The sequence below is a fragment of the Luteimonas sp. YGD11-2 genome, from assembly GCF_004118975.1.
In the GTDB taxonomy this organism is placed as follows: domain Bacteria; phylum Pseudomonadota; class Gammaproteobacteria; order Xanthomonadales; family Xanthomonadaceae; genus Luteimonas; species Luteimonas muca.
In genome coordinates, this window is sequence record NZ_CP035376.1 from 2,090,007 (window position 1) to 2,111,282 (window position 21,276).

Sequence of the window (21,276 nt, forward strand, 5' to 3'; positions counted from 1 at the left end):
GGTACTCACGGATTCGCAGCCCTGCGCAGATGGGAAAACAGGTCCGACGGCAGCAGGCCACGTTCGCCGCCGCCGTCGGCCGCGCGGTCGCCGGCATGCGCGTGCAGCAACGCACCCGCGGTCGCGGCGTCGAACGGATCCATGCCCTGCGCTCGGAGTGCCGCCACGCAGCCGGTCAGCACATCGCCCATCCCACCGACCGCCATGCCCGGGTTTCCGGCCGCGATCAGCCGTGGCATGCAGTGCGGTATCGCCACCAGGCTGCCGGCGCCCTTCAGGGTCACGCAGCAGCCGTAGCGCGCTGCCAGCGCCTGCACCGCAGCGTAGCGGTCACGCTGCACACCGGCGACATCGCATCCAAGCAGGCGCGCGGCCTCGCCCGGATGCGGGGTCAGCACCGTATCGGCCGGCAGGCGATCACCACGGCGGGCGAGCAGGTTCAGCGCATCGGCATCGAGGACCAGCGACCGGCCACTTGCGAGCGCCGCCGCGTACAGCGCCTCGCCCCAAGCTGCAGTCCCCAGCCCGGGGCCCACCGCGACGACGGTGGCGGCATCGAGCAATGGCTGCAGCGAGGACACATCGTCCACCGCGTGCGGCATGGCTTCCGGGCGGCGCGCCAGCATCGGCGCCACGTGCGTTGCGCGCGTCGCCACGCTGACCAGCCCGGCACCGCTACGCAGCGCGCCCTCGGCGGCCAGCAGTACCGCGCCGCCCCTGCCATGGTCGCCCCCGACGCACAGCACATGGCCCGCATCGCCCTTGTGGCTGTTGCGCGGCCGCCGCGCAAGCCACCCGCCCAGCGCTGCCGGGCCGAACCACTGCGCATCGGCCTGCACCCGCGCGTGCACTGCCGCAGGCACGTGCAGCGTGTCCAGCAGGCGCTCGCCGGCATGGTCGATCGCCGGGCCGGTCTGCAGCCCCAGGTGCGCGGCAAGGAACTGCAGCGTCAGCGTGGCGCGGACAGCGCCGTCGTGCACTTCACCGCTGCCGGCATCCACGCCGCTGGGCACATCGAGCGCGAACACCGGCGCATCGGCTGCGTTGATCGCGTGCAGCAGCGCGGACAGGTCCGCATCCGGCGCGCGCGCGAGGCCGATGCCCAGCACCGCATCCACGACCAGGTCACAGGGCTCAAGCGGGCCCTCGAACGTTCCGACGCTGCCGCCTGCGGCGATGAATTCCCGCGCAGCACGTTGCGCCAGCGCGCTGCGCGGCATGTACGCCTGCGCGTGCACCACGCGCACGTCGCGACCGGCCTGCAACGCATGCCGCGCGAAGACATGGCCATCGCCGCCGTTGTTGCCGGGGCCACACACCACCACGATCCGTCTTGCCTGCGGCCAGCGCGCCAGCGCGACCCTGCAGGCGGCTGCACCGGCGCGCGCCATCAGCGCAAATCCGTCGCCACCGGCATCCTCGATCGCGGCCTGCTCCAGCACCCGCAGCGCGGCGTTGGCGTACAGGAAACCGGACGCGCCGGGTGCGGATTCGCTCATGGGCGCGATTCTATACTTCGCCGGTGAACGCGCCCGCGCCCCGTCCGATCGATCTCGACGCCCATGCACTGGTCGCACAGATCCGCGATCTTGCGCGCGATGCGGGCTTCCAGCGCATGGGCATCAGCGGCATCGAGCTCGGCGAGGACGAAGCGCACCTGCGTTCGTGGCTCGCCGAAGGCCTGTACGGCACCATGGAATGGATGGCGCGCCACGGCGATCGCCGCGCGCGACCGGCGGAGCTGGTGCCGGGCACCCTGCGGGTGATCTCGGTCGGTCTCGACTACGGCCCGGACGACCACGACGACAGCTGGCGCACACTGGCCGACGGCAGCCGTGCCTACGTCGCCCGCTACGCGCTCGGCCGCGATTACCACAAGCTGATGCGCAACCGGCTGCAGAAGCTCGCCGACCGCATCGCCGGCCTGGTCGGGCCATTCGGGCACCGGGTGTTCGTCGATTCCGCACCGGTGCTCGAACGGGCGCTGGCACGCAATGCCGGCCTGGGCTGGATCGGCAAGCACACCTGCCTGATCGACCGCGACGGCGGTTCGTGGTTCTTCCTCGGCGAGATCTACATCGACCTGCCGCTGCCCGTCGACCCGCCGGCAACCGCGCACTGCGGCACCTGCACGCGCTGCATCGACATCTGCCCGACCGGTGCCATCGTCGCGCCGCAGCGGCTGGACGCGCGGCGCTGCATCAGCTACCTGACCATCGAGCACGACGGGCCGATTCCCGAACCGCTGCGCGCGCCGATCGGCAACCGCATCTTCGGTTGCGACGACTGCCAGCTGGTGTGCCCGTGGAACAAGTTCGCCCGCCGCCACGACGAGCCCGACTTCCGCGTGCGCAACAACCTCGACACGGCGACGCTGGCGGAACTGTTCGCCTGGACCGAAGAGGAGTTCCTGCAGCGCACCGAGGGCTCGGCGATCCGCCGCAGCGGGCACCGGCGCTGGCTGCGCAATATCGCGGTGGCCCTGGGCAACGCGCCGACCACCGCGGAAACGCTCGAGGCTCTGCGCTCGCGCCGGCATTCGGGCGACGCGCTGGTCGACGAGCATGTCGACTGGGCATTGCGCCGGCACGGCGTGTAGCGGGTAGACGGGGCACCGCGCCCCGGCCGAATACGCGGGGTTATCCGATCGCCGTTCTTCCCCGATCGCGCGCGACCCGCGATCGCTGCGGGCATCAGCGCCGCGAGGCGATCTCGGCCAGCAGCGCGCGCGTCACCGGGTCTTCCACCCGCGCGGGATCGCCCTTCACCGCCGGCAGCAACTCGCCGGCGATGCGCTTGCCCAGCTCCACGCCCCACTGGTCGAAGGCGTTGATGCCCCACAGCACCGACTGCAGGTAGACGCTGTGCTCGTAGAGCGCGATCAGCGCACCCAGCGAATGCGGCGTCAGCGCGTCGAGCAGCAGCAACGTCGACGGCCGATTGCCGGGATAGCGCTTCTGCGCATCCTCGGCCGCATGGCCATTGGCCAGCGCCTCGGTCTGCGCCAGCAGGTTGGACAGCAGCGCGGCATGGTTCTCGGCATAGGGGTGATCGGGCCGCACGGTGCCGATGAAGTCGGCCGGCACGCTCTGGGTGCCCTGGTGCAACGCCTGGAAGAAGCTGTGCTGCGAATTGGTTCCGGCACCACCCCACAGCACCGGCACGGTGTCCACGTCCGCCGGTTCCCCATCGGGGGTGACCGACTTGCCGAGGCTTTCCATCACCAGCTGCTGGAGGTAGGCCGGCAGCAGCGCGAGGCGCTCGTCGTAGGGCAGCACGGCATGTGTCGGCAGGCCGAGGCCGTTGCGGTTCCACACCGCGGTCAACGCATGCAGCACCGGCAGGTTGGCGTCGAGCGGCGCCTCGAGCACGTGCGCGTCCATCTCCGCCGCGCCTTCGAGCAGTGCGTCGAAGCCGTCCATGCCGATCGCCAGTGCGATCGCGAAACCGACCGTCGACCACAGCGAATAACGCCCGCCCACCCAGTCCCACATCGGCAGCACGCGCGCGGGATCGACGCCGAACGCCTGCGCCTTTTCGACGTTCGCGCTGACGGCATAGAGGCGTTCCCCCCCACCCAGCCAGTCACGCAGGATGGTGCCGTTGAGCAGGGTTTCCTGGGTGCCGAAACTCTTCGACACCAGGATCGCCGCGGTCTTCGCCGGGTCCAGCCCACGCAGGCGATGAAAAGCATCACTGCCGTCGACATTGGTCAGGAAGTGCACGCGGAAGCGCCCGCTGTGCGCATCCTTGAGGGCATCGACCACCAGCCGCGGGCCGAGATCGGACCCGCCGATGCCGACGTTGACGATATCGGTGACGTCCGACGCCGCCAGCGCATCCACCATCGACGCCATGCGCGCACGCGCACCCCGCGCCTGCGCATGTGCGTCCTGCGCCACCGGCGTGGTGCCGAGCGCGGAGCGCAGTGCCACGTGCAGGGCCGGGCGCTGCTCGGAAGGATTGACCATCGCACCGTCGAACAGCGCGCGCAGCGCGTCCTGCAGGCCTGCGTCCGCAGCGAGTGCATACAGGCCGGCCAGCGCCTGGTCATCGAAGCGCTGGCGGGCGAAGTTGGCATACAGCGGACCGACACGCAGCGACAGTGCGGTTGCCCGCGCCGGATCGGCACCGACCAGCCCGGCGATCCGGGTATCCGCGAGGCGGCGCGCGTGCGGCGCCAGCGCCTGCTGAAGCCGTCGCGCCGCCGCCGACATCAGGCTGCCTGCGCCGGGATCGAGTCGTTGGTGTGCGTCATCCGGTTCTGCCGGTCGACATACACCAGGCTCGGCTTGAACACCGCGGCTTCGGCCTCGTCGCAGGCGCCATAGGCACAGATGATGACGAGGTCGCCGCAGGCCGCCTTGTGCGCGGCCGCGCCGTTGACGGAAATGATCCCGCTGCCGGCTTCGGCGCGGATCGCATAGGTCGCGAAACGCTCGCCATTGTCGATGTTGTAGATCTCGATGCGCTCGTATTCGCGGATGCCCGAGAGCTCGAGCAGGTGCCCGTCGATCGCACAGGAACCTTCGTAGTGCAGCTCCGCGTGGGTGACGGTGGCGCGGTGGATCTTGGCTTTGAGCAGGGTCAGTTGCATGGCGTCGGCCCGCGCGAACGGGAGCTGCGGGACGTGGGGTCCGCGGAAGACGCCAGTATATGCACCCCCTGCCGCATCGCAACAAACACCACGGCGGGATTCAGCCGCCGCTGCCGAACTCGAGGTTGTCGATCAGCCGGGTGGTTCCAAGGCGTGCCGCGACCAGCGCCACGCGCATGTCATCGCCGTCCTCGGGTATGCCGAGTGCGGGGGTGCGCACCACCGCGTAGTCCACCCCGAAGCCGGCGGCGTTCAGGGCGTCCCGCGCCTGCGCCTCCACCACCTCGCGCGGCGCGCCGGCGAGGCTCTGCCCCCGCATGCGCTGCAGGGTGGCATGGATCAACGGTGCGATGGTGCGCTGTTGCGGAGTCAGGTACTGGTTGCGTGAGCTGAGCGCCAGGCCGTCGCTGTCACGCACGATGGCACCTGCCAGCAGCTCGACCGGGAACGCCAGATCGCGCACGAGGTGGCGGATCACCGCCAGCTGCTGGTAGTCCTTGAGCCCGAACGCAGCGACGTCGGGCTGCACCTGCAGGAGCAGCCGCGACACCACCGTCGCCACGCCGTCGAAGTGCCCGGGGCGCTGCGCGCCTTCGAGCACCCCGGTCACCCCCGGCACCGACATGCGCACCGCATTGTCGACACCCAGCGGGTACATCGTCTCCACCGAAGGCGCCCACATCAGGTCGCAGCCGGCGGCGGCAAGGCCGTCGGCATCGGCTTCGGGCGTGCGCGGATAACGCGCGAAATCCTCGTTCGGCCCGAACTGGGTCGGGTTCACGAACACGCTGGTGACGACGCGATCGGCATGCGCACGGGCGAGGCGCACCAGCGAATGGTGGCCGCTGTGCAGGTTGCCCATCGTCGGCACCAGGCCCACGCGCAGGCCCTGCTGCTTCCAGCTGCGGATGCGCGCGCGCAGGGTGTCGAGGCTGTGGACGATATCGATCATGCGGCAGGTGGTGGCGGGAGGCAGGGAATTCTCGCAGATCACCTGAGGGCAGCACGCGGTCTGCGCTCAAAATCGGGATTGCGCAAAACCAACCCGCGCGTGCGTCACCGCGCTCCCTTCGATCCGCGCATCTCGCGGCAACCCGTTACCTGTACGAGTGCTCCGCCGCCGGAAAGCTGCCATCGCGCACCGCGGCGACAAAGGCCTGCACCGCACCGGCCACCGAACCGCCCTCGGCAAGGAAATCACGGACAAAACGCGGTCGGCGGTGGCCGCTGTCGAGGCCGAGCATGTCGTGCAGCACCAGCACCTGGCCGTCGCAATGCGCGCCGGCGCCGATGCCGATCGTCGGCACCGCGCTTGCCGTGGTGATGTCGGCCGCAAGCGGGGCCGGCACGCCCTCCAGCACGATCAGGGCCGCACCGGCCTCGGCCACCTGGCGGGCTTCCTCGCGCAGCCGATCGGCGGCGGCGGCCTCGCGGCCCTGCACCTTGAAACCACCCATCCGCAACACCGCCTGCGGAGTCAGCCCGAGATGCGCGCAGACCGGAATCTCGCGCTCAACCAGGAAGCGGATCACCTCGAGCTTGGGACCGGCGCCCTCCAGCTTCACCATGCCGGCGCCGGCCTGCAGCAGCCGGGTCGAGGCGTCGAGCGCGCGCTCGGGCGTGGCGTCGGCCTGGAACGGCAGGTCCGCGACCAGCAGTGCGCGGCGGATGACCCTCGCAACGCAGGCCGTGTGATACGCGATGTCGTCGACGGTCACCGGCAACGTGGAGGCGTGGCCCTGCACCACCATGCCAAGCGAGTCGCCGATCAGCAGCAGGTCGACGCCGTTGGCGTCGAGGACGCGCGCGAAGCCGGCGTCATAGGCGGTGAGCATGCTGAGCTTGCGGCCGGCGCTGCGCGCGGCGAGCAGGTCGGGAACGGTGATGGGCTTGTCCATGGCCGGAGTGTAGCCCTGCCCGCTTACAGGTGCCGCCCGGGCCGGGGGCCGTCCTCGTCCAGACGCACCACCCCGCCGTCATCGATGGCCGGCAACAGCTCGCGCGCAGCGCCCACGCCCGGGATCGACGCATCCGCCCACACGTCCAGCAGCGGACGCAGCGCGAACGCGCGTTCGTGCAGGTGCGGATGCGGCACGCGCAGGCCCGGCATGTCGATGCGCTGTTCGCCATAGAGCAGCAGGTCGAGATCCAGCAGCCTCGGGCCCCATCGCAATGCGGGGTCGTCAGCGCGCACGCGGCCGTGTGCGGCCTCGATGCGCAGCAGCGCATCCAGCAGCGTGCCGGGTGCCAGGCCGGTCCGCAGCCGCGCAACCGCGTTCACGAACGCAGGCTGGTCCTCGCGCCCCCAGGCCGTGCTCCGATACAACGGTGAAGCCGCCAGCAGGACGGTCCCGGGCAAGGCCGCCAGCGCGTCGAATGCACTGCGCAGGGTGGCCGCGGGTTCGCCGAGATTGGCGCCCAGGCCGATCGCGGCTTCGACCGTCGGCGCCGGCCCGTCACCCGGCGATGCGCACATGCGCTGTCAGCCAGCGTCGGCGGACGCCGGGCGACGCCGCCGGCGACGGCGCTTGCGCGGCTCATCCGCGTCGCCATCACCCTCGACATCGGTTGCCGGCGGATGCGCGGCGATCGCATGGTCGGGATCGTGCTGGGCCTCGCGCCAGAACGCGACGTCCTCGGCGTGGCTTCCCGACGCGGCGTCACGCAGCACCAGGAAGTCGAACGCGGCGCGGAAACGCGGATGCGCGAGCGTGCGCACCACCCGCTTGCGCTGGCGCAGTGGCAGGCGGGTCTGCAGCAGCCAGATCTCCTGCATCGGCAGCGAGAAGCGGCGTGGCAGCGCGATGGTGGCGAGCTGGTGCAGGGTGACCCGATCGGCGGCGCGGCGCTGCGCTTCCGCGGCATGGGTGCCCGCCGCCTGCAGGCCGATCAGCGCATGGCAGTACGCAGGCCACAACAGCAGCGCGAACAGGAACGCCGGCGACACCGGTTCGTCCGCCGCCACCCGCGCATCGGTATTGCGCAGGCCTTCGAGGATGAATTCGCGCAGCACGCCGCTGCGGTTGCGCGAAAGCGCCGCGGCGCTTTCCGGGAACAGGATGGGCAACAGCCCGTGCGCCTCGAGGCCGAGGAAACTGGCTTCGCCACGTCCCGAGAGGAACAGCTTCAGGCATTCTTCGAACAGTCGCGCCGGCGCGGCTTCGCGCAGCAGTGGCGCCAGCACCGCGATCGGCGCGGCCGTGGCCGGATCGATGGTGAAGTCCAGTTTCGCCGCCAGCCGGACAGCGCGCAGCATGCGCACCGGATCCTCGCGGTAGCGCTGCTCGGGGTCGCCGATCAGCTTGAGCACGCGGTTCTGCACGTCCTCGAAGCCACCGGTGTAATCGCGCACCGAGAAGTCCTCGATCGCGTAATAGAGCGCGTTGGCGGTGAAGTCACGGCGGATCGCGTCCTCCTCGATCGTGCCGTAGACGTTGTCGCGCAGCAGCCGGCCACCTTCGTGGGTCTCGCGGTCGCCGCTGCCATCGTCGGCATTGGAGCGGAAGGTCGCGACCTCGACGATCTCGCGCCCGAACACCACGTGGGCGAGGCGGAAGCGCCGGCCGATCAGCCGCGAGTTGCGGAACAGCGCGCGCACCTCGTCGGGCGTGGCATCGGTGGCGATGTCGAAGTCCTTGGGCTGCAGCCCGATCAGCAGGTCGCGGACGGCGCCGCCGACCAGGAACGCGCCGTGCCCGGCTTCGCGCAGGCGGTAGAGCACGCGCAGTGCACCGGGGCTGATGTCCTTGCGGGAAATCGGGTGGTGTTCCCGGGCGATGGTGCGCAGCACGGGCACGGGAAGGAGCGCGGGGAGGGAATCGGGGGTCTGGGTCATCAAGTGCTTCTGGAAAAAGGTCCGCGAAAAGTTCTCTCGGGCGGACGCGGGGACGACACAACGGCGTCCTTGTGTTGCTATACTAGCAAGCTGCACGGGACATCACGCTCCGTACAGGCCGGTCGTCCAGCCGGTGGCCCCCGGGCCGACATCGCTCCCTTCGTCTAGAGGCCTAGGACGTGGCCCTCTCAAGGCTAAAACACGGGTTCGAATCCCGTAGGGAGCGCCATCTTCCGAAAGCCCGCGTCGCAGGACGCGGGCTTTCTTCTTTGTACGCGCGCGGATGCGAACCGCTCGCACCGCCGGTCGGGCACGTGGCTTAAACTTGCGGGCCTGGCTGTCGTGCTGCCACGAGGAATTCCATGCCTTTCGTCGTCACCGAGAACTGCATCAAGTGCAAGTACACCGACTGCGTCGAGGTGTGCCCGGTCGACTGTTTCCACGAAGGCCCGAACTTCCTGGTGATCGATCCGGACGAGTGCATCGACTGCACCCTGTGCGAGCCGGAATGCCCGATCAATGCGATCTACCCGGAAGATGACGTTCCCGCCGGGCAGGAGCACTTCGTGGCCTTGAATGCCGAACTCTCGCGCGACTGGCCGGTGATCACCACCCGCAAGGAGCCGCCCGCCGACGCCAAGGAGTGGGAAGGCAAGCCCGACAAGCTGCCGCTGCTCGAACGCTGAGCGCGGTACGGCGCGGGGAGCTTCGAACCGACGCCGACAACCCGCTTCACGACAGGGAAAAGGCCGCGCATGCGCGGCCTTTTCCTTTTTGCACCCGGGCAGATTGCCGCTTCCCCGCCGCGGCCTCAGCCGCGACCGGGAAACGGCCGGTGCATCAGCCGCGGACCGAAGGCCGCTGGCCGCTGCGCCCGTCGGTGCGCGAGCCACGGGCCTGGCGCGGGCCGGCGTGTGCATGCGCACCACGCTCCTGCGGCTTGCCGTGCGCGCGATGCGCCGGCTTGCGCGCGGCGCCACCCGGGGCACGTCCGCCGCCACCACGCTTGGCCGACTGCATCGGGCCGTCGAGGCGGATCGGATGCGTCGGCGCATAGCCTTCGACTTCCACCATCGAGATGTCGGCCTTGAGCATGCGCTGGATCTGCCGCAGCAGGATCGCCTCGTCGGCCGAGACCAGCGACAGCGCCTCACCCGTCGCGCCGTTGCGCCCGGTGCGTCCGATGCGGTGCACGTAGTCCTCGGCGACCATCGGCAGGTCGTGGTTGATCACCAGCGGCAGGTTCGGGATATCGAGCCCGCGCGCGGCCACATCGGTCGCGACCAGGATGCGCGCCTTGCCGGACTTGAACTGGTCCAGCGCCTTCTGGCGTTGCGCCTGGCTCTTGTTGCCATGGATCGCGACTGCCGGCAGGCCGGCCTTCTCGAGCTGTTCGGCGAGGCGGTTGCAACCGTGCTTGGTCTTGCCGAACACCAGCACCCGATCGGTGTGGCGCTTGCTGAGGATGTCGACCAGCAGGTCGCGCTTGCGGCCGGAATCGACCGGGTGCGCACGGTGCACGATGGTGTCGGCGATGACGTTGTTCGACGTCACCTGCACCTGCTGCGGGTTGCGCATGATCTCCAGCGCGAGCGCACGGATGCGCGGCTCGAAGGTGGCCGAGAACAGCAGCGTCTGCCGCTGCGCGGGCACCTTGGCGAGGATCCGCTTCATGTTGGGCAGGAAGCCCATGTCGAGCATGCGGTCCGCCTCGTCGAGCACCAGCACCTCGATGGCGTCGAGCTTGGCGTAGCCGGACTGCATGTGGTCGAGCAGGCGGCCAGGGCAGGCCACCAGCACGTCGACGCCGCGCTTCAGGTTCTCGATCTGCGGCTGCATGCCCACGCCGCCGAACAGCGTCGTCACGTTGAGGCGCAGATGGCGGCCGTACGCCTTGATGCTGTCGGCCACCTGCACCGCGAGCTCGCGGGTCGGCACCAGGATCAGTGCGCGCGGCTTGCGCGGGCCCTTGGGCGGGGTTTCCTTTGCGAGACGCTGCAGCAGCGGCAGGCCGAAGGCAGCGGTCTTGCCGGTACCGGTCTGGGCGCCACCCAGCAGGTCGTGGCCGGCCAGCACCAGCGGGATCGCCTGGGCCTGGATCGGGGTGGGCGTGGTGTAGCCGGTTTCGGCCAGCGCACGCAGCAGCGCGGGCGAAAGCCCGAGGGTTTCGAATTGCATGGATGTCTCCTTGACGCATTGCACGCCCGGCCGGATGACCGGCGTCATGGCGCACAAAGTCCGTCCCCGCGCTATCCAGAACCGCGCTGCGGGCGACGTGATGACGGCACGGACGTTTCCGTGTCGTGTCTGCGCGAGGAAGGACGTGCGGGATAGGAGACCGGGCGCGGAGGCCGCGGCGGGCATACCAGGATCGTCACTGTTCGAGAGCGGTTCGCGCTCGAGAGCAGGAGCAGCCGTATCGCAGAACGTCGAGGAGTCTACGTCATGCGACCGGCCCGCGACCAGCGCCACGAGGGTCCGGTCATCCTGGCGACAGCTGCGCATGCCGCCGACAGCCTACGGGCATGACGTTCGACACCACCGGCCCTGCCCTGGCGGGCGTACATTGCCGCGGCATCCACCAGCCATGCCCGCAACGGGCGGAGTCGAACGTGAGCGCGAACACCCCGAGAATCCTTGCCCTGTCGCTGGCCGTGTCGCTGGCGCTGGGTGCCTGCAGCCGCGACCCCGCACCGTCGGCCGACGGCACTACCGCCGCCCCGGCAGCGACCGCGGCCATCGCGCCACGACTCGACGACACCCGGCTGCCGCCGGTCAACCGCTTCCAGCTGGCCGACCTCGACGAGACCGTCAGCGCCTGCCAGGACCTCGATGCGCACGCCAACGGCAAATGGCTGGCCGCGAATCCGATTCCTGGCGACCGCACCACCTGGGGTTCGTTCGAGATGCTGGTCGAGCGGTCGCTGGCCGCACAGCGCCAGCTCGCCGAACAGGCCGCGGACGACTCCGCCGCTACCGGCGTGGCGAAGATCGTCGGCGACTTCTGGGCCACCGGCATGGACGAGGCGGCGATCGAAGCGCAGGGCCTGGCGCCGATCCAGGATCGACTCGATGCGATCGAGGCCCTGGCCGACGGCGCCGCCGTGGCGGACTACCTGCGCACCAGTGCCGCGCGCGGCGAGAGCTTCCTCGTGAGCTTCGGCCCGAACGCCGACTTCAGGGATTCGAAGGTCAACATCGCCTACGCCGCACAGGGCGGTCTCGGCCTGCCCGACAAGACGTACTACTTCGAAGCCACCCACAAGGACAAGCTGGCCGCCTACGAACGCCACGTTGCCCGCGTGCTGGAGCTTTCCGGCGTGGCGGCCGATGCCGCGGCCGAACAGGCCCGCGCGGTGGTCGGGTTCGAGACCCGCCTGGCCGACAAGTCGCGTTCGCAGGTGGAGCTGTCGCGCGATGCATCGCTGTTCTACAACCCGGTCAGCCCCGCGGATGCGGATGTGCTGACCCCGAACTTCCCGTGGACGGCGTTCTTCGCCGCGCAGGGCATCGATGCGCCGGCGACGTTCTCGCTGGCGATGCCGGAGTTCCACCAGGAAGTCGACCGCATGCTCGCCGATGTGCCGGTCGACACCTGGAAGGCCTACCTGCGCTTCCACACCGTCGACAGTGCCTCGCCATTCCTTGCAAGCGACTTCGCCAACGCCAACTACGAGTTCTACGGTCGCACCCTGCGCGGCCAGCAGGAGATCGAGCCGCGCTGGAAGCGCGCGCTCAACACCCTCAACGGCAGTGCCGGCGAAGCGCTCGGCGAGATCTACGTGCAGGCGGCGTTCCCGGCCGAATCCAAGGCACGGATGGAAGAGCTGGTCGGCAACCTCGGTGAGGCACTGAAGGTGCGCCTGCAGAACCTCGAGTGGATGGGCGAGGAAACCCGGGAGAAGGCGATGGCCAAGTGGGAGACCTTCACCCCGAAGATCGGCTACCCCGCCAACTGGCGCGACTGGAGCGGGCTTGCCACCAGCCGCGACAGCTACATCGGCAACGTGCTGGCCGCGCGCGAGTTCAATCACCGCTGGCAGCTGGGCAAGATCGGCAAGCCGGTGGATCCGGACGAGTGGTTCATGCCGCCGCAGACGGTCAACGCCTACTACAACCCGCAGGCCAACGAGATCGTGTTCCCGGCTGCGATCCTGCAGCCGCCGTTCTTCGATCCCGATGCCGACGACGCGCTCAACTACGGCGGCATCGGCGCGGTCATCGGCCACGAGATGATCCACGGCTACGACGACCAGGGCAGCCGCTTCGGGCCCACCGGCAACTTCGAGAACTGGTGGACCGGGGCCGACGCCAGTGGCTTCCGCAAGCTCACCGACCGCCTGGTGGCGCAGTTCGATGCCTACGAGGCGGCGCCGGGCCAGCATGTCAACGGCAACCTGACGCTGGGCGAGAACATCGCCGATCTCGGCGGCCTGGCAGTCGCCTACGACGCCCTGCAGCGCGCACGCGAGGGCCAGCAGGATCCGAACGTGGACGGCCTCACCCAGGACCAGCGTTTCTTCCTCAACTGGGCCACGGTGTGGCGCCGCAACTTCACCCCGGAGGAACTGAAGGTGCGGCTGGCGACCGACCCGCATGCGCCGGCGAACTTCCGTGCCATCGGCGCGCCGGCGAACCTGCCGGCGTTCGCCGCCGCGTTCTCGTGCGAGGCCGGTGCGCCGATGGTGCGCGCGGGCGAGGAGCGCATCGTGATCTGGTGATGCGCCCGCACGAGAGGTGCGACGCGAAAGGCCGGGCCCGTCCCGGCCTTTCGCATTACGGGCATCGCGACTCCGCCCCGCCTGTGCGCCGTCGATGCCTCACGCGGCCGCGGCTAAACTCCGCGCAGACCGCAGCCATGGAATCTGCAATGCCGATCGCCCCCCTGTCCGCTTTCCTCCGCCCCACCCTGCTCGCTGCCAGCCTCGTCATGCTGCTCGGCACCGCCACCGACGCGGATGCCCAGCGCCGTCGCGCCGCCGCGCCGAAGCCACCACCGGGCCCGACCGCCTGCACCGATTTCTACAGCTTCCACAACAAGGACTGGCTGGCCGCCACCCCGGTGCCGGCGCAGGGCATGGTCACCGCGCTGGGTGAGCTGCAGCAGCGGTCGCTGCAGCAGCAGCGCGAGCTGCTGGACACGGCGATGCGCCAGCCGGCCAACCCCGTGCAGCAGCTCCTCGGCGACTTCTGGGCCAGCGGCCTGGACGAGGCCGCGGTGGAAGCCGATGGCGCACAGCCGATCGCCCCGCTGCTGGCGCGCATCGACGCGATCCGCCGCGCCCGCCACATCCCGCCGGCGATCGCCGCGCTGCACCAGGTGGGCATCCCGGTGGCGTTCAACTTCAACGCCGATGTCGACCTGGGCGACCTCGGCCGCCATATCGGCTACTTCACCCAGGGCGGCCTGGGCCTGCCGGACCCGGCCTTCTACACCCGTGGCGACGCCAACAGCCAGGCGCTGCTCGGGCGTTACCGCGAATACGTGCGCAACATCCTGGTGCTGAGCGGCGTGCCGGAAGCACAGGCGGACGCCGCCGCCGGCCAGGTGATCGAACTGGAAACGCGCATCGCGCAGAAGTCGCCGTCGCTGGTCGACAGCCGCGACCCGCGTGCCAACTACGCCCGCGTGGCGGTGCGCGATGCCAGCCGCCAGTACCGCAACCTGCAGCTGGGCGAGTTCCTGACCGCACAGGGCGTCGAGGACGACGTGGTGTCGCTGGCGCCGCCGGAACTGTTCGCCGACCTCAACACCTTCGTTGCGGGCCTTCCGGTCGAGCAGTGGAAGCATTACCTGCGCTTCCACGTCGGCTCCGCGATGGCGCCGTATCTGTCGAAGCCCTGGCGTGATGCGGACTTCGCCTTCCGTGGCCGCCTGCTGCGTGGCGACACCGCGCCGGCCACGCGCGAGGTGTTGACGCTCGAGGCGATCAACAAGGCCGCGGGCCCGATGCTTGCGCGCGAATATGTCGCCCGCCATCTGCCCGCGGCGACCCGCGAGCGTGCCGACACCATCGCCACCCAGGTGCGCGATGCCCTGGTGCGCAGCATCGAGCACAGCACCTGGATGACGCCCGCCACGAAGGCCGAAGCCCGGGCCAAGGCCTCGACCATCCGCATCGAGATCGGCGCACCGGTCGAGGATCTCGACTTCAGCGTGCAGCCGATGGGCCGCGGCAGCTTCGGCGGCAACATGCTGATCGCCTCGACCTGGCAGCGGCGCGAGGAAATGAAGCGCATCGGCCGCGCCAATGCCGACCGCCGCTGGGACGTGCTGCCGCAGCAGCCGGCGCTGGCCTACGACCTCGCACAGAACCGGCTGATCGTCTCCGCCGCGGTGCTGCAGCCGCCGGTGCTCGACCTCGCGCGCACGCCGGAATCGCATTACGGCAGCTACGGCGCACTGGTCGGCCACGAGCTGGGCCGCAGCGTGGACATCCGCGGCCGTGTCGTGGATGCCAGGCAGGACGCACGGATGTGGTGGAGCCCCGAGGACCTGTCCGCCTGGGAAGGCATCGCGTCGCGGCTGGCGGTGCAGTACAGCGCCTATCCGTATCCCGGGCTGACCGCGCTCAACGTCGACGGCACCCGCACCCGCGACGAGAATGCCGCCGACCTCGCCGGGGTGGAGCTGGCGCTGGACGCGTTTACCACCGCCAATCCCGGCGCGACGCCCGAGGCCTCGCAGCAGTTCTTCGCGGCGTGGGCGGAACTGTGGCGCCAGCAGGCGGCACCTGCCGCGGCCCAGCACGCCGCGATGACCTCGCCGCATGCGCCGGGCCACTGGCGCACCAATGGTCCGCTGGCCAACCTGCCCGCCTTCGGCACCGCGTTCGCGTGCGAGCCCGGCGCGCCGATGCAGCGCACCGAGGCGGAGCAGATCCGCATCTGGCGCTGAGGGTCTGTAGCGCTCCCGCCATGGGCTGGAGCGCTCCTGCCGCCGATCAGCGCGGATGGACGCGGCCAAGGCAACCCGCAAAAAAAGAAGCGCCCCACGGGGCGCTTCTTTTTCATCCGGGAAACGCAGGCAGGAGGGCATCGCCCGCCCCGGCTCACTCCTCGCTCCGCCCCGCTTCAATCCGCCCCGCTTCAATCCGCCTTGATCGCGTCATCCGCGGCAGACCGCTTGCATCCACCGGCCACGCTCAGAACCGGCGCACATTGCCGCGCGGGCGCAGCCGCGGGCCGAATGGCGGACGCCCGCGCCACTGCTGGATGAGCAGCCAGCCGAACAGCATGCCGCCGAGGTGGGCGAAGTGCGCCACGCCCGAGCGGGTGCCGGTGATGCCCATCAGCAGCTCGATCGAGCCGTAGACGATCACCAGCGTGCGCGCCTTCATCGGGATCGGCGGGATCAGCAGCATCACCCGGCGATGCGGAAACAGCATGCCGAACGCCAGCAGCAGGCCGAACATGCCGCCGGAGGCACCCACGGTCGGGTATGCCGCGCCGCCGGACGCCAGCGACCAGCTCACTACCACCAGCTGGCACAGGCCTGCGCCGACCACGCACACCAGGTAATAGGTCAGGAACCGCTTCTGCCCCCAGGTGTATTCAAGCTGCGAGCCGAACATCAGCAGCGCCAGCATGTTCACCAGCAGGTGCGCCATGTGGGCGTGCAGGAAGCCGTAGGTCAGCAGCTGCCACGGCATGAAGCCCAGCCCGCCGACATCGGCGCCGCCGAGCGGCCACAGCATCAGGGGCGCGAACAGCACACTGCCCAGCAGCAGCTGGGCCACGAATACCGCACCGTTGAGGATCAGCAGGATCTTCGTCGCGGGGGGGAGATTGAGGAACATCCGGGCTCCTGGTGAACCGCGCCATGATACCCGCCGCCAGTGAGCGCCGGCTCATCGCGCGGATCCCCGTGTCACCCGCCCGGACCCCAGACGCGGCTGTCGAGGTCGGCCTTCACCGCCTGTCCGCGCACGCGCCCGGCCTCCATCCGCACGCCTTCGGCGCGCAGCCGCTGCAGCTGTTCGGTCCAGCCCGGGCTGCCCTGCGGGAACGCGATCCGCCCGTCGCTGCGCAGCACGCGGTGCCATGGCAACGATGGATCGGTGTTGGCGGCCAGCACGGTCGCCACCAGCCGCGCGCGCCCGGGCAACCCGGCGCGGCGTGCCACTTCGCCGTAGCCGGCAACGCTGCCGGGCGCGATCGCCCGCACCTGCGCGAGGATGCGCCGTACCCGGTCCGCCGCCGTGTCATCCGTCACCCGCTCTGTCCCCCGTCATGGCCGCACGGACGATTCCGGGCCTAGGATAGGCGCAAGCCCGGCAGCCGGGCCTGGAGATCGGCCATGCAGACCTTCGAACGCATCCGCAGCCAGCTGCGCAGCGCGGACTTCAACATCACCATGCAGGAGCCGTACGTGGTCTGCGTGGAACTGTCGCTCGACAACGGGCATCGCCACCAGGCGATCTTCCTGTCGGAGCTGCACGACGACGACGGCCGCGAGTACCTGCGCGTCAGCACCGCGGTCGCGCCGATCACCGGCGTGGATCCGCGCCGCGCGCTGGCATTCAACTGGCAGAGCCGGGTGGGTTACCTCGCCATCGGCGAACTCGACGGCGTGCCCTACCTGCAGCTGTGCGAGAACCGCCCGTACAGCTGCCTGGATGCCGCGGAACTGTCGCGGCTGGTGCTGGAGATCGGCGGCATGGGCGACCGCCTGGAGCGGATGCTGACCGCGGACGGCGACCTGCTGTAGCAGGCCGCCGCGGCGCACCGGGGCTTATGCCCAGCCGAAGTTCTGCAGCAGACGGAACAGGCCGTAGGCCATGCCGCCCGACATCGGGATGGTCAGGATCCACGCCCACACCATCTTGTTGACCACGCCCCACTTGATCGCATTGAGGCGCTTGGCCGTGCCCACGCCCATGATCGCGGAGGAGATGTTGTGCGTGGTCGACACCGGGATGCCCAGCGACGACGCCGCCAGGATCACCGACGCCGCACTGGTTTCGGCGGCGAAGCCATGGATGGGGTGCAGCTTGACCAGCTTGTGGCCCAGGGTCTTGATGATCCGCCAGCCGCCCGCGGCGGTGCCGGCGGCCATCACCACCGCACAGGTGATCTTGATCCACAGGTCGATCCCGCCCTCGGTCAGGGCTTCCTCCGACGGATGCAGAAAGCCCAGCGCCCACGGCAGGTTGTCCAGGGTGCCGGCCGCCTCGGCGCTGACCAGGGTCAGGGCGACGATGCCCATGGTCTTCTGCGCATCGTTCATGCCGTGCGCGAAGCCCATGCCCGCGGCGCTGACGATCTGCGCCTTGCCGAAGAAGCTGTTGACCCAGCGCGGGCGCGCCAGGCGCCTGAGCCAGCCACCTGCCCGCGCCATCGCCGCGATGACCGCGAACAGCACGCCCATCATCAGGAAGCCGGAGGTGAAGCCGAGGATCGGCGAGCCGACCATCGGCACGATCACCTTCCACAGCACGCCGGCGCTGCGCCAGATCTGCTCGGCCGGCTCGGACCAGATCACCACGTCGAAATCCATCCCGGCCGCCGCTAGCGCGGCACCGATCAGGCCGCCGATCAGCGCGTGCGAGGACGACGACGGCAACCCGAACCACCAGGTGATCAGGTTCCAGATGATGCCGCCCAGCAGCGCGCACAGGATGAGCTGCGAACCGACGTCGACCACCCCGGCATCGATCAGCCCCGAGGCGATGGTCTGCGCGACCGCGGTCCCCGCCAGCGCGCCGATCAGGTTCATCGACGCGGCCAGGCTGACCGCCTGCAGCGGGGTCAGCACCTTGGTGGCGACGACCGTGGCGATGGAATTGGCGGTGTCGTGGAAGCCGTTGATGTATTCGAACACCAGCGCGGTCAGCACCACGATCAGGACGAGGGTCAGCATGGGGCGTGCTCCCGGCGCGCGGGCATGCGGAGGATCATGGCGTGCACTCCCGGCTCAGGAATTCTTGAGGACGATCTCGTAGGCGACCACGCCGGCCTCGCGGCAACGGTCGATCGCCTTTTCGAGGATCTCGAAGAACTCCTTGAGCAGGAACATCTGCACCGCATCCAGGCGCCCGGAATAGATGTCGCGGTAGAGCTCGAGCATCAGCCGGTCGGCCTCGTTCTCCAGCGCGCGCAGCTCGTCGCTGAGCTGCTTCATCGGCTCGAGCTTCATCTTCGGCAGCAGCTTGACCATCTTCACCACCACGCCGGCGGCCTGCTCGAGCATCGCCGCGCGCGGGGCGAAGTCGATGTGCTCGAGCTGCTGCAGCGCCAGCGCGTAACGGTCGGCGAACTTCTCGATCTGCTTGGGGATCTTGTACAGCGCCGAACCCAGCGCCTCGATGTCCTCGCGCTCGATCGGGGTGATGAAGCTGTCGACCAGCGCCTGACTGATCTTGTTGGAGGCCTCGCGCTCGCGCAGGCGCGCCAGCTTGAAGGCGTCCAGCGCGGGCGCGCGGTCGCTTTCACGCAGCATCTTGTGCAGCGCGGTCGCGGCGTCGTGGGCGGCCTGGGCGGCCTCTTCCAGCAGCGAATAGAACTGGTTGCCGCGGCCGAACATGGTTTGCAGGGAGAACATCCGCTCAGTGCCTCGCGAAAGCCCGGAACGGGAGGCCGGGCGCGTCGGGCGCGAATTATGACGTTTTCATTGCATCGATGGGGACATCGTCACGCCCCGCCGGCGCACGGCACCCCGGGCAACCATCCCGGCGGCGGTCGCTGCGCCGCGCCGGACCTCGCCGCATACCGCGCGCCGACCTCCGCGCATGCCGTGATGCGGCCTTCGCCGGGCTGCATCCGCCAGCTTCCACGGCGCGCTCACGCGCGCTGGTATCATGCGGTTCCGCGCACGACGCGCCCCGCGATCCCGATGGACGAAGACTCCAGTACGCCGCCGAGACCTTCCGGCGGCCTCCCCGCCCTCCCCGATCAGGAGTCCGGCCCATGCTGGAACTGCTGATCGTCCTGTTCCTCATCGCCTGCAACGCGTTCTTCGCGCTGTCGGAGATGTCGGTCGTCACCTCGCGCAAGGGCCGCCTCAAGCAGCTCGCGCAGACCCAGCGCACCGCGCGCCACGCACTGGAGCTCGCCGAGCACCCCGAGCGTTTCCTGTCGACGGTGCAGGTGGGAATCACGCTGATCGGCATCCTCACCGGCATGTTCGGTGGCGACGCGATCGGGCGCTGGATCGGCGACGGGCTGCTCGATGTGATTCCCGCCCTCGGCACCGGTGCACGCACCCTCGGCGTGGTGCTGGCGGTCAGCCTGATCACCTTCCTCACCATCGTGTTCGGCGAGCTGCTGCCCAAGCGACTGGCGCTGCTGGCGCCCGAACGGCTGGCCTCGGTGATCGCGCTGCCGATGATGTGGATCTCGCGCGCCGCGGCCCCCGCGGTGTGGCTGCTCAGCGCCAGCGTGCGCGGCATGCTGCGCCTGCTGCGGCTGGACCGCACCGAGGCCGCGCAGGTCAGCGAAGAGGAGATCCGCCTGCTGGTGAGCGAGAGCCACGAGCAGGGCGTCATCGACGATGACGAGCGCAACATGATGAACCGGGTGCTCAACCTGGGTGATCGCGATGCCGACAGCCTGATGACGCCGCGTACCCGGATCACCTGGCTGGATGCCGCCAAGAGCTTCGAGGAGAACCTGGCGACGATGCGCGCCACGCCGTTCTCGCGCTATCCCGTGCTGCGCGGCAGCGACGCCGACGTGATCGGCGTGCTCGAGGTGAAGTCGCTCATCGACCGCCTCGACGAGCGCGAGTTCGAACTGTTCAAGTACCTGCGCGAGCCGCTGTTCGTCTCCGACTCCACGCCTGCGCTGAAGCTGCTGGAGATCTTCCGCGAGGACCAGCAGTCGCTGGCGCTGGTGGTCGACGAGTACGGCGACATCACCGGGCTGATCTCGGTCAACGACCTGCTCGAAGCGGTGATCGGCCGCACCCAGACACGCGACGGCGCAGACGCCACCCCGCTGGTGGTGGAACGCGCGGACGGCACCCTGCTGGTGGATGGCGCGCTGACCATCGACCACGTGCGCGAACTGTTCGGTGGCGGCCCGCTGCCCAACGAGGAACTGCACGACTACCACACTGCCGCGGGCATGACGATCGCGCAGTTCGGCCGCATCCCGCACACCGGCGAGTCCTTCCAGTGGGCCGGCTGGCGGGTGGAGGTGGTGGACCTCGACGGTCCACGCGTGGACAAGCTGCTGCTGCAGCGCCTGCCCGCGCCGGCGGCTGGCGATGACGACTGAGGAACCCGCGGCGCGCCACTCCGACGCCGGCCTGCGGGCGCTGCTTGCCGCGTTCTCGACGGGCGACCCCGACGAGCTGCTGAAGTTGCGCGACCTGCTCGCCGGGCTTGGCAAGCGCGTGTTCGGGATGCTGCTGTGCGTGGCCGCGCTGCCTGCCTTCATCCCGATTCCCGGGCTGGCCGGTGCGGTCAGCGGGCCGCTGGTGATGCTGGTCGGCGTGCAGCTGCTGATCGGGCTGCGCAGGCCATGGCTGCCGCGCTTCATCGCCGAACGCGGACCGCACCGCCACAGCCTGGTGCGTTTCGAGCGGCGCGTTGCCCCCTTGCTTGCGCGGATCGAGCGCGTGGTGCGCCCGCGCATGACCGCGGTGCTCGACAGCCGCCCGGGCACCATTTTCACCGGCCTGCTGCTGGTGGTGCTGGGCCTGCTGCTGGCCTTGCCGATCCCGTTCACCAATTACCTGTTCGGCGTGCTGATGCTCGCCTACGCCCTCGCGCTGATCGAGCGCGACGGCGCGTTCATGCTGGCGTGCTGGTTCGCCGGACTGGTCGCCATCGCGGTGTTCGGGGTGCTTTCGGGCGCGCTTGCCGCCACCGCCGCGAGCTGGGTCGACGGCCTGTTCTGA

19 protein-coding genes and 1 tRNA gene are annotated in these 21,276 nt (G+C 69.8%); 8 read left to right on the forward strand and 12 right to left on the reverse strand.

Going from position 1 to position 21,276, the window contains the following annotated elements:
* Window positions 1-5: 5 nt before the first annotated feature.
* Complete coding sequence (locus ERL55_RS09425; RefSeq protein ID WP_129136193.1) at window positions 6-1,499, reverse strand: NAD(P)H-hydrate dehydratase; 1,494 nt, start codon at window positions 1,497-1,499, stop codon at window positions 6-8.
* A gap of 47 nt (window positions 1,500-1,546) precedes the next feature.
* Here ERL55_RS09425 and queG point away from each other — a divergent pair, with 47 nt between their 5' ends.
* Window positions 1,547-2,599, forward strand: a complete 1,053-nt coding sequence (queG, locus tag ERL55_RS09430; protein WP_232140674.1) for a tRNA epoxyqueuosine(34) reductase QueG — start codon at window positions 1,547-1,549, stop codon at window positions 2,597-2,599.
* Window positions 2,600-2,693: 94 nt separating this feature from the next.
* Here the strand turns inward: queG and pgi are convergent, their stop codons facing one another.
* The 6 genes from pgi to pcnB all read right to left on the reverse strand — a co-directional run bounded on the left by pgi (window position 2,694) and on the right by pcnB (window position 8,432).
* Window positions 2,694-4,217, reverse strand: coding sequence for a glucose-6-phosphate isomerase (pgi, locus tag ERL55_RS09435; RefSeq protein ID WP_129136195.1), 1,524 nt, complete (start codon window positions 4,215-4,217; stop codon window positions 2,694-2,696).
* On the reverse strand, window positions 4,217-4,597 hold the full coding sequence (gene panD, locus ERL55_RS09440) for an aspartate 1-decarboxylase (RefSeq protein ID WP_129136196.1): 381 nt from the start codon (window positions 4,595-4,597) through the stop codon (window positions 4,217-4,219). The genes pgi and panD overlap by 1 nt, the downstream gene beginning before the upstream one ends.
* Before the next feature lie 100 nt (window positions 4,598-4,697).
* Window positions 4,698-5,549 (reverse strand): pantoate--beta-alanine ligase, encoded by an 852-nt coding sequence (panC, locus tag ERL55_RS09445; protein WP_129136197.1) that lies wholly within the window; start codon window positions 5,547-5,549, stop codon window positions 4,698-4,700.
* A 145-nt stretch (window positions 5,550-5,694) separates the two neighbouring features.
* Window positions 5,695-6,495 carry a 3-methyl-2-oxobutanoate hydroxymethyltransferase gene (gene panB / locus ERL55_RS09450; RefSeq protein ID WP_129136198.1) on the reverse strand — a complete coding sequence of 267 codons (801 nt, stop codon included), beginning with the start codon at window positions 6,493-6,495 and terminating at the stop codon, window positions 5,695-5,697.
* 23 nt (window positions 6,496-6,518) lie between these two features.
* On the reverse strand, window positions 6,519-7,073 hold the full coding sequence (folK, locus tag ERL55_RS09455) for a 2-amino-4-hydroxy-6-hydroxymethyldihydropteridine diphosphokinase (RefSeq protein WP_129136199.1): 555 nt from the start codon (window positions 7,071-7,073) through the stop codon (window positions 6,519-6,521).
* 6 nt (window positions 7,074-7,079) lie between these two features.
* Window positions 7,080-8,432 carry a polynucleotide adenylyltransferase PcnB gene (pcnB, locus tag ERL55_RS09460; protein WP_129136200.1) on the reverse strand — a complete coding sequence of 451 codons (1,353 nt, stop codon included), beginning with the start codon at window positions 8,430-8,432 and terminating at the stop codon, window positions 7,080-7,082.
* Window positions 8,433-8,585: 153 nt separating this feature from the next.
* On the opposite strand from pcnB, the gene ERL55_RS09465 reads away from it, so the two are divergent.
* A tRNA-Glu gene (locus ERL55_RS09465) sits at window positions 8,586-8,661 on the forward strand.
* A gap of 133 nt (window positions 8,662-8,794) precedes the next feature.
* Entirely contained in the window at window positions 8,795-9,118 is a 324-nt protein-coding gene (gene fdxA / locus ERL55_RS09470) for a ferredoxin FdxA (protein ID WP_129136201.1), read from the forward strand.
* Window positions 9,119-9,272: 154 nt separating this feature from the next.
* Here the strand turns inward: fdxA and ERL55_RS09475 are convergent, their stop codons facing one another.
* On the reverse strand, window positions 9,273-10,610 hold the full coding sequence (locus tag ERL55_RS09475; protein ID WP_129136202.1) for a DEAD/DEAH box helicase: 1,338 nt from the start codon (window positions 10,608-10,610) through the stop codon (window positions 9,273-9,275).
* A gap of 434 nt (window positions 10,611-11,044) precedes the next feature.
* On the opposite strand from ERL55_RS09475, the gene ERL55_RS09480 reads away from it, so the two are divergent.
* Both ERL55_RS09480 and ERL55_RS09485 read left to right on the forward strand, forming a co-directional pair.
* Window positions 11,045-13,153: a M13-type metalloendopeptidase gene (locus ERL55_RS09480; RefSeq protein WP_241685741.1), complete on the forward strand. Its 2,109-nt coding sequence runs from the start codon at window positions 11,045-11,047 to the stop codon at window positions 13,151-13,153.
* Window positions 13,154-13,302: 149 nt separating this feature from the next.
* Window positions 13,303-15,330 (forward strand): M13 family metallopeptidase, encoded by a 2,028-nt coding sequence (locus ERL55_RS09485; RefSeq protein ID WP_129136204.1) that lies wholly within the window; start codon window positions 13,303-13,305, stop codon window positions 15,328-15,330.
* 247 nt (window positions 15,331-15,577) lie between these two features.
* Here the strand turns inward: ERL55_RS09485 and ERL55_RS09490 are convergent, their stop codons facing one another.
* Complete coding sequence (locus ERL55_RS09490; RefSeq protein ID WP_129136205.1) at window positions 15,578-16,231, reverse strand: rhomboid family intramembrane serine protease; 654 nt, start codon at window positions 16,229-16,231, stop codon at window positions 15,578-15,580.
* Between the two features lie 71 nt (window positions 16,232-16,302).
* Window positions 16,303-16,647 carry an MGMT family protein gene (locus tag ERL55_RS09495; RefSeq protein ID WP_129136206.1) on the reverse strand — a complete coding sequence of 115 codons (345 nt, stop codon included), beginning with the start codon at window positions 16,645-16,647 and terminating at the stop codon, window positions 16,303-16,305.
* Window positions 16,648-16,731: 84 nt separating this feature from the next.
* On the opposite strand from ERL55_RS09495, the gene ERL55_RS09500 reads away from it, so the two are divergent.
* Window positions 16,732-17,142 carry a hypothetical protein gene (locus ERL55_RS09500; protein WP_129136207.1) on the forward strand — a complete coding sequence of 137 codons (411 nt, stop codon included), beginning with the start codon at window positions 16,732-16,734 and terminating at the stop codon, window positions 17,140-17,142.
* A 24-nt stretch (window positions 17,143-17,166) separates the two neighbouring features.
* On the opposite strand, the gene ERL55_RS09505 is transcribed toward ERL55_RS09500, so the two are convergent.
* Together ERL55_RS09505 and ERL55_RS09510 are read right to left on the reverse strand one after the other, a co-directional pair.
* The gene (locus ERL55_RS09505) at window positions 17,167-18,294 is read right to left on the reverse strand and encodes an inorganic phosphate transporter (protein ID WP_129136208.1); all 1,128 of its coding nucleotides are present in this window, start codon (window positions 18,292-18,294) and stop codon (window positions 17,167-17,169) included.
* Between the two features lie 54 nt (window positions 18,295-18,348).
* Complete coding sequence (locus ERL55_RS09510) at window positions 18,349-18,975, reverse strand: DUF47 family protein (RefSeq protein ID WP_129136209.1); 627 nt, start codon at window positions 18,973-18,975, stop codon at window positions 18,349-18,351.
* Window positions 18,976-19,340: 365 nt separating this feature from the next.
* Between ERL55_RS09510 and ERL55_RS09515 the strand changes: the two genes are divergently transcribed.
* On the forward strand, window positions 19,341-20,651 hold the full coding sequence (locus ERL55_RS09515; RefSeq protein WP_129136210.1) for a hemolysin family protein: 1,311 nt from the start codon (window positions 19,341-19,343) through the stop codon (window positions 20,649-20,651).
* On the forward strand, window positions 20,641-21,276 hold the full coding sequence (locus ERL55_RS09520; RefSeq protein ID WP_129136211.1) for an exopolysaccharide biosynthesis protein: 636 nt from the start codon (window positions 20,641-20,643) through the stop codon (window positions 21,274-21,276). The genes ERL55_RS09515 and ERL55_RS09520 overlap by 11 nt, the downstream gene beginning before the upstream one ends.

Excerpts from the sequence above, each read along its gene's own strand:
- folK (WP_129136199.1), bottom strand. The coding sequence starts at position 7,073 with ATGTGCGCATCGCCGGGTGACGGGCCGGCGCCGACGGTCGAAGCCGCG.
- pgi (WP_129136195.1), bottom strand. The coding sequence starts at position 4,217 with ATGTCGGCGGCGGCGCGACGGCTTCAGCAGGCGCTGGCGCCGCACGCG.
- ERL55_RS09520 (WP_129136211.1), top strand. The coding sequence starts at position 20,641 with ATGACGACTGAGGAACCCGCGGCGCGCCACTCCGACGCCGGCCTGCGG.
- ERL55_RS09425 (WP_129136193.1), bottom strand. The coding sequence starts at position 1,499 with ATGAGCGAATCCGCACCCGGCGCGTCCGGTTTCCTGTACGCCAACGCC.
- ERL55_RS09500 (WP_129136207.1), top strand. The coding sequence starts at position 16,732 with ATGCAGACCTTCGAACGCATCCGCAGCCAGCTGCGCAGCGCGGACTTC.
- panC (WP_129136197.1), bottom strand. The coding sequence starts at position 5,549 with ATGATCGATATCGTCCACAGCCTCGACACCCTGCGCGCGCGCATCCGC.
- ERL55_RS09485 (WP_129136204.1), top strand. The coding sequence starts at position 13,303 with ATGCCGATCGCCCCCCTGTCCGCTTTCCTCCGCCCCACCCTGCTCGCT.
- ERL55_RS09505 (WP_129136208.1), bottom strand. The coding sequence starts at position 18,294 with ATGCTGACCCTCGTCCTGATCGTGGTGCTGACCGCGCTGGTGTTCGAA.
- fdxA (WP_129136201.1), top strand. The coding sequence starts at position 8,795 with ATGCCTTTCGTCGTCACCGAGAACTGCATCAAGTGCAAGTACACCGAC.
- ERL55_RS09475 (WP_129136202.1), bottom strand. The coding sequence starts at position 10,610 with ATGCAATTCGAAACCCTCGGGCTTTCGCCCGCGCTGCTGCGTGCGCTG.
- ERL55_RS09515 (WP_129136210.1), top strand. The coding sequence starts at position 19,341 with ATGCTGGAACTGCTGATCGTCCTGTTCCTCATCGCCTGCAACGCGTTC.
- ERL55_RS09490 (WP_129136205.1), bottom strand. The coding sequence starts at position 16,231 with ATGTTCCTCAATCTCCCCCCCGCGACGAAGATCCTGCTGATCCTCAAC.
- pcnB (WP_129136200.1), bottom strand. The coding sequence starts at position 8,432 with ATGACCCAGACCCCCGATTCCCTCCCCGCGCTCCTTCCCGTGCCCGTG.
- panD (WP_129136196.1), bottom strand. The coding sequence starts at position 4,597 with ATGCAACTGACCCTGCTCAAAGCCAAGATCCACCGCGCCACCGTCACC.
- ERL55_RS09510 (WP_129136209.1), bottom strand. The coding sequence starts at position 18,975 with ATGTTCTCCCTGCAAACCATGTTCGGCCGCGGCAACCAGTTCTATTCG.
- panB (WP_129136198.1), bottom strand. The coding sequence starts at position 6,495 with ATGGACAAGCCCATCACCGTTCCCGACCTGCTCGCCGCGCGCAGCGCC.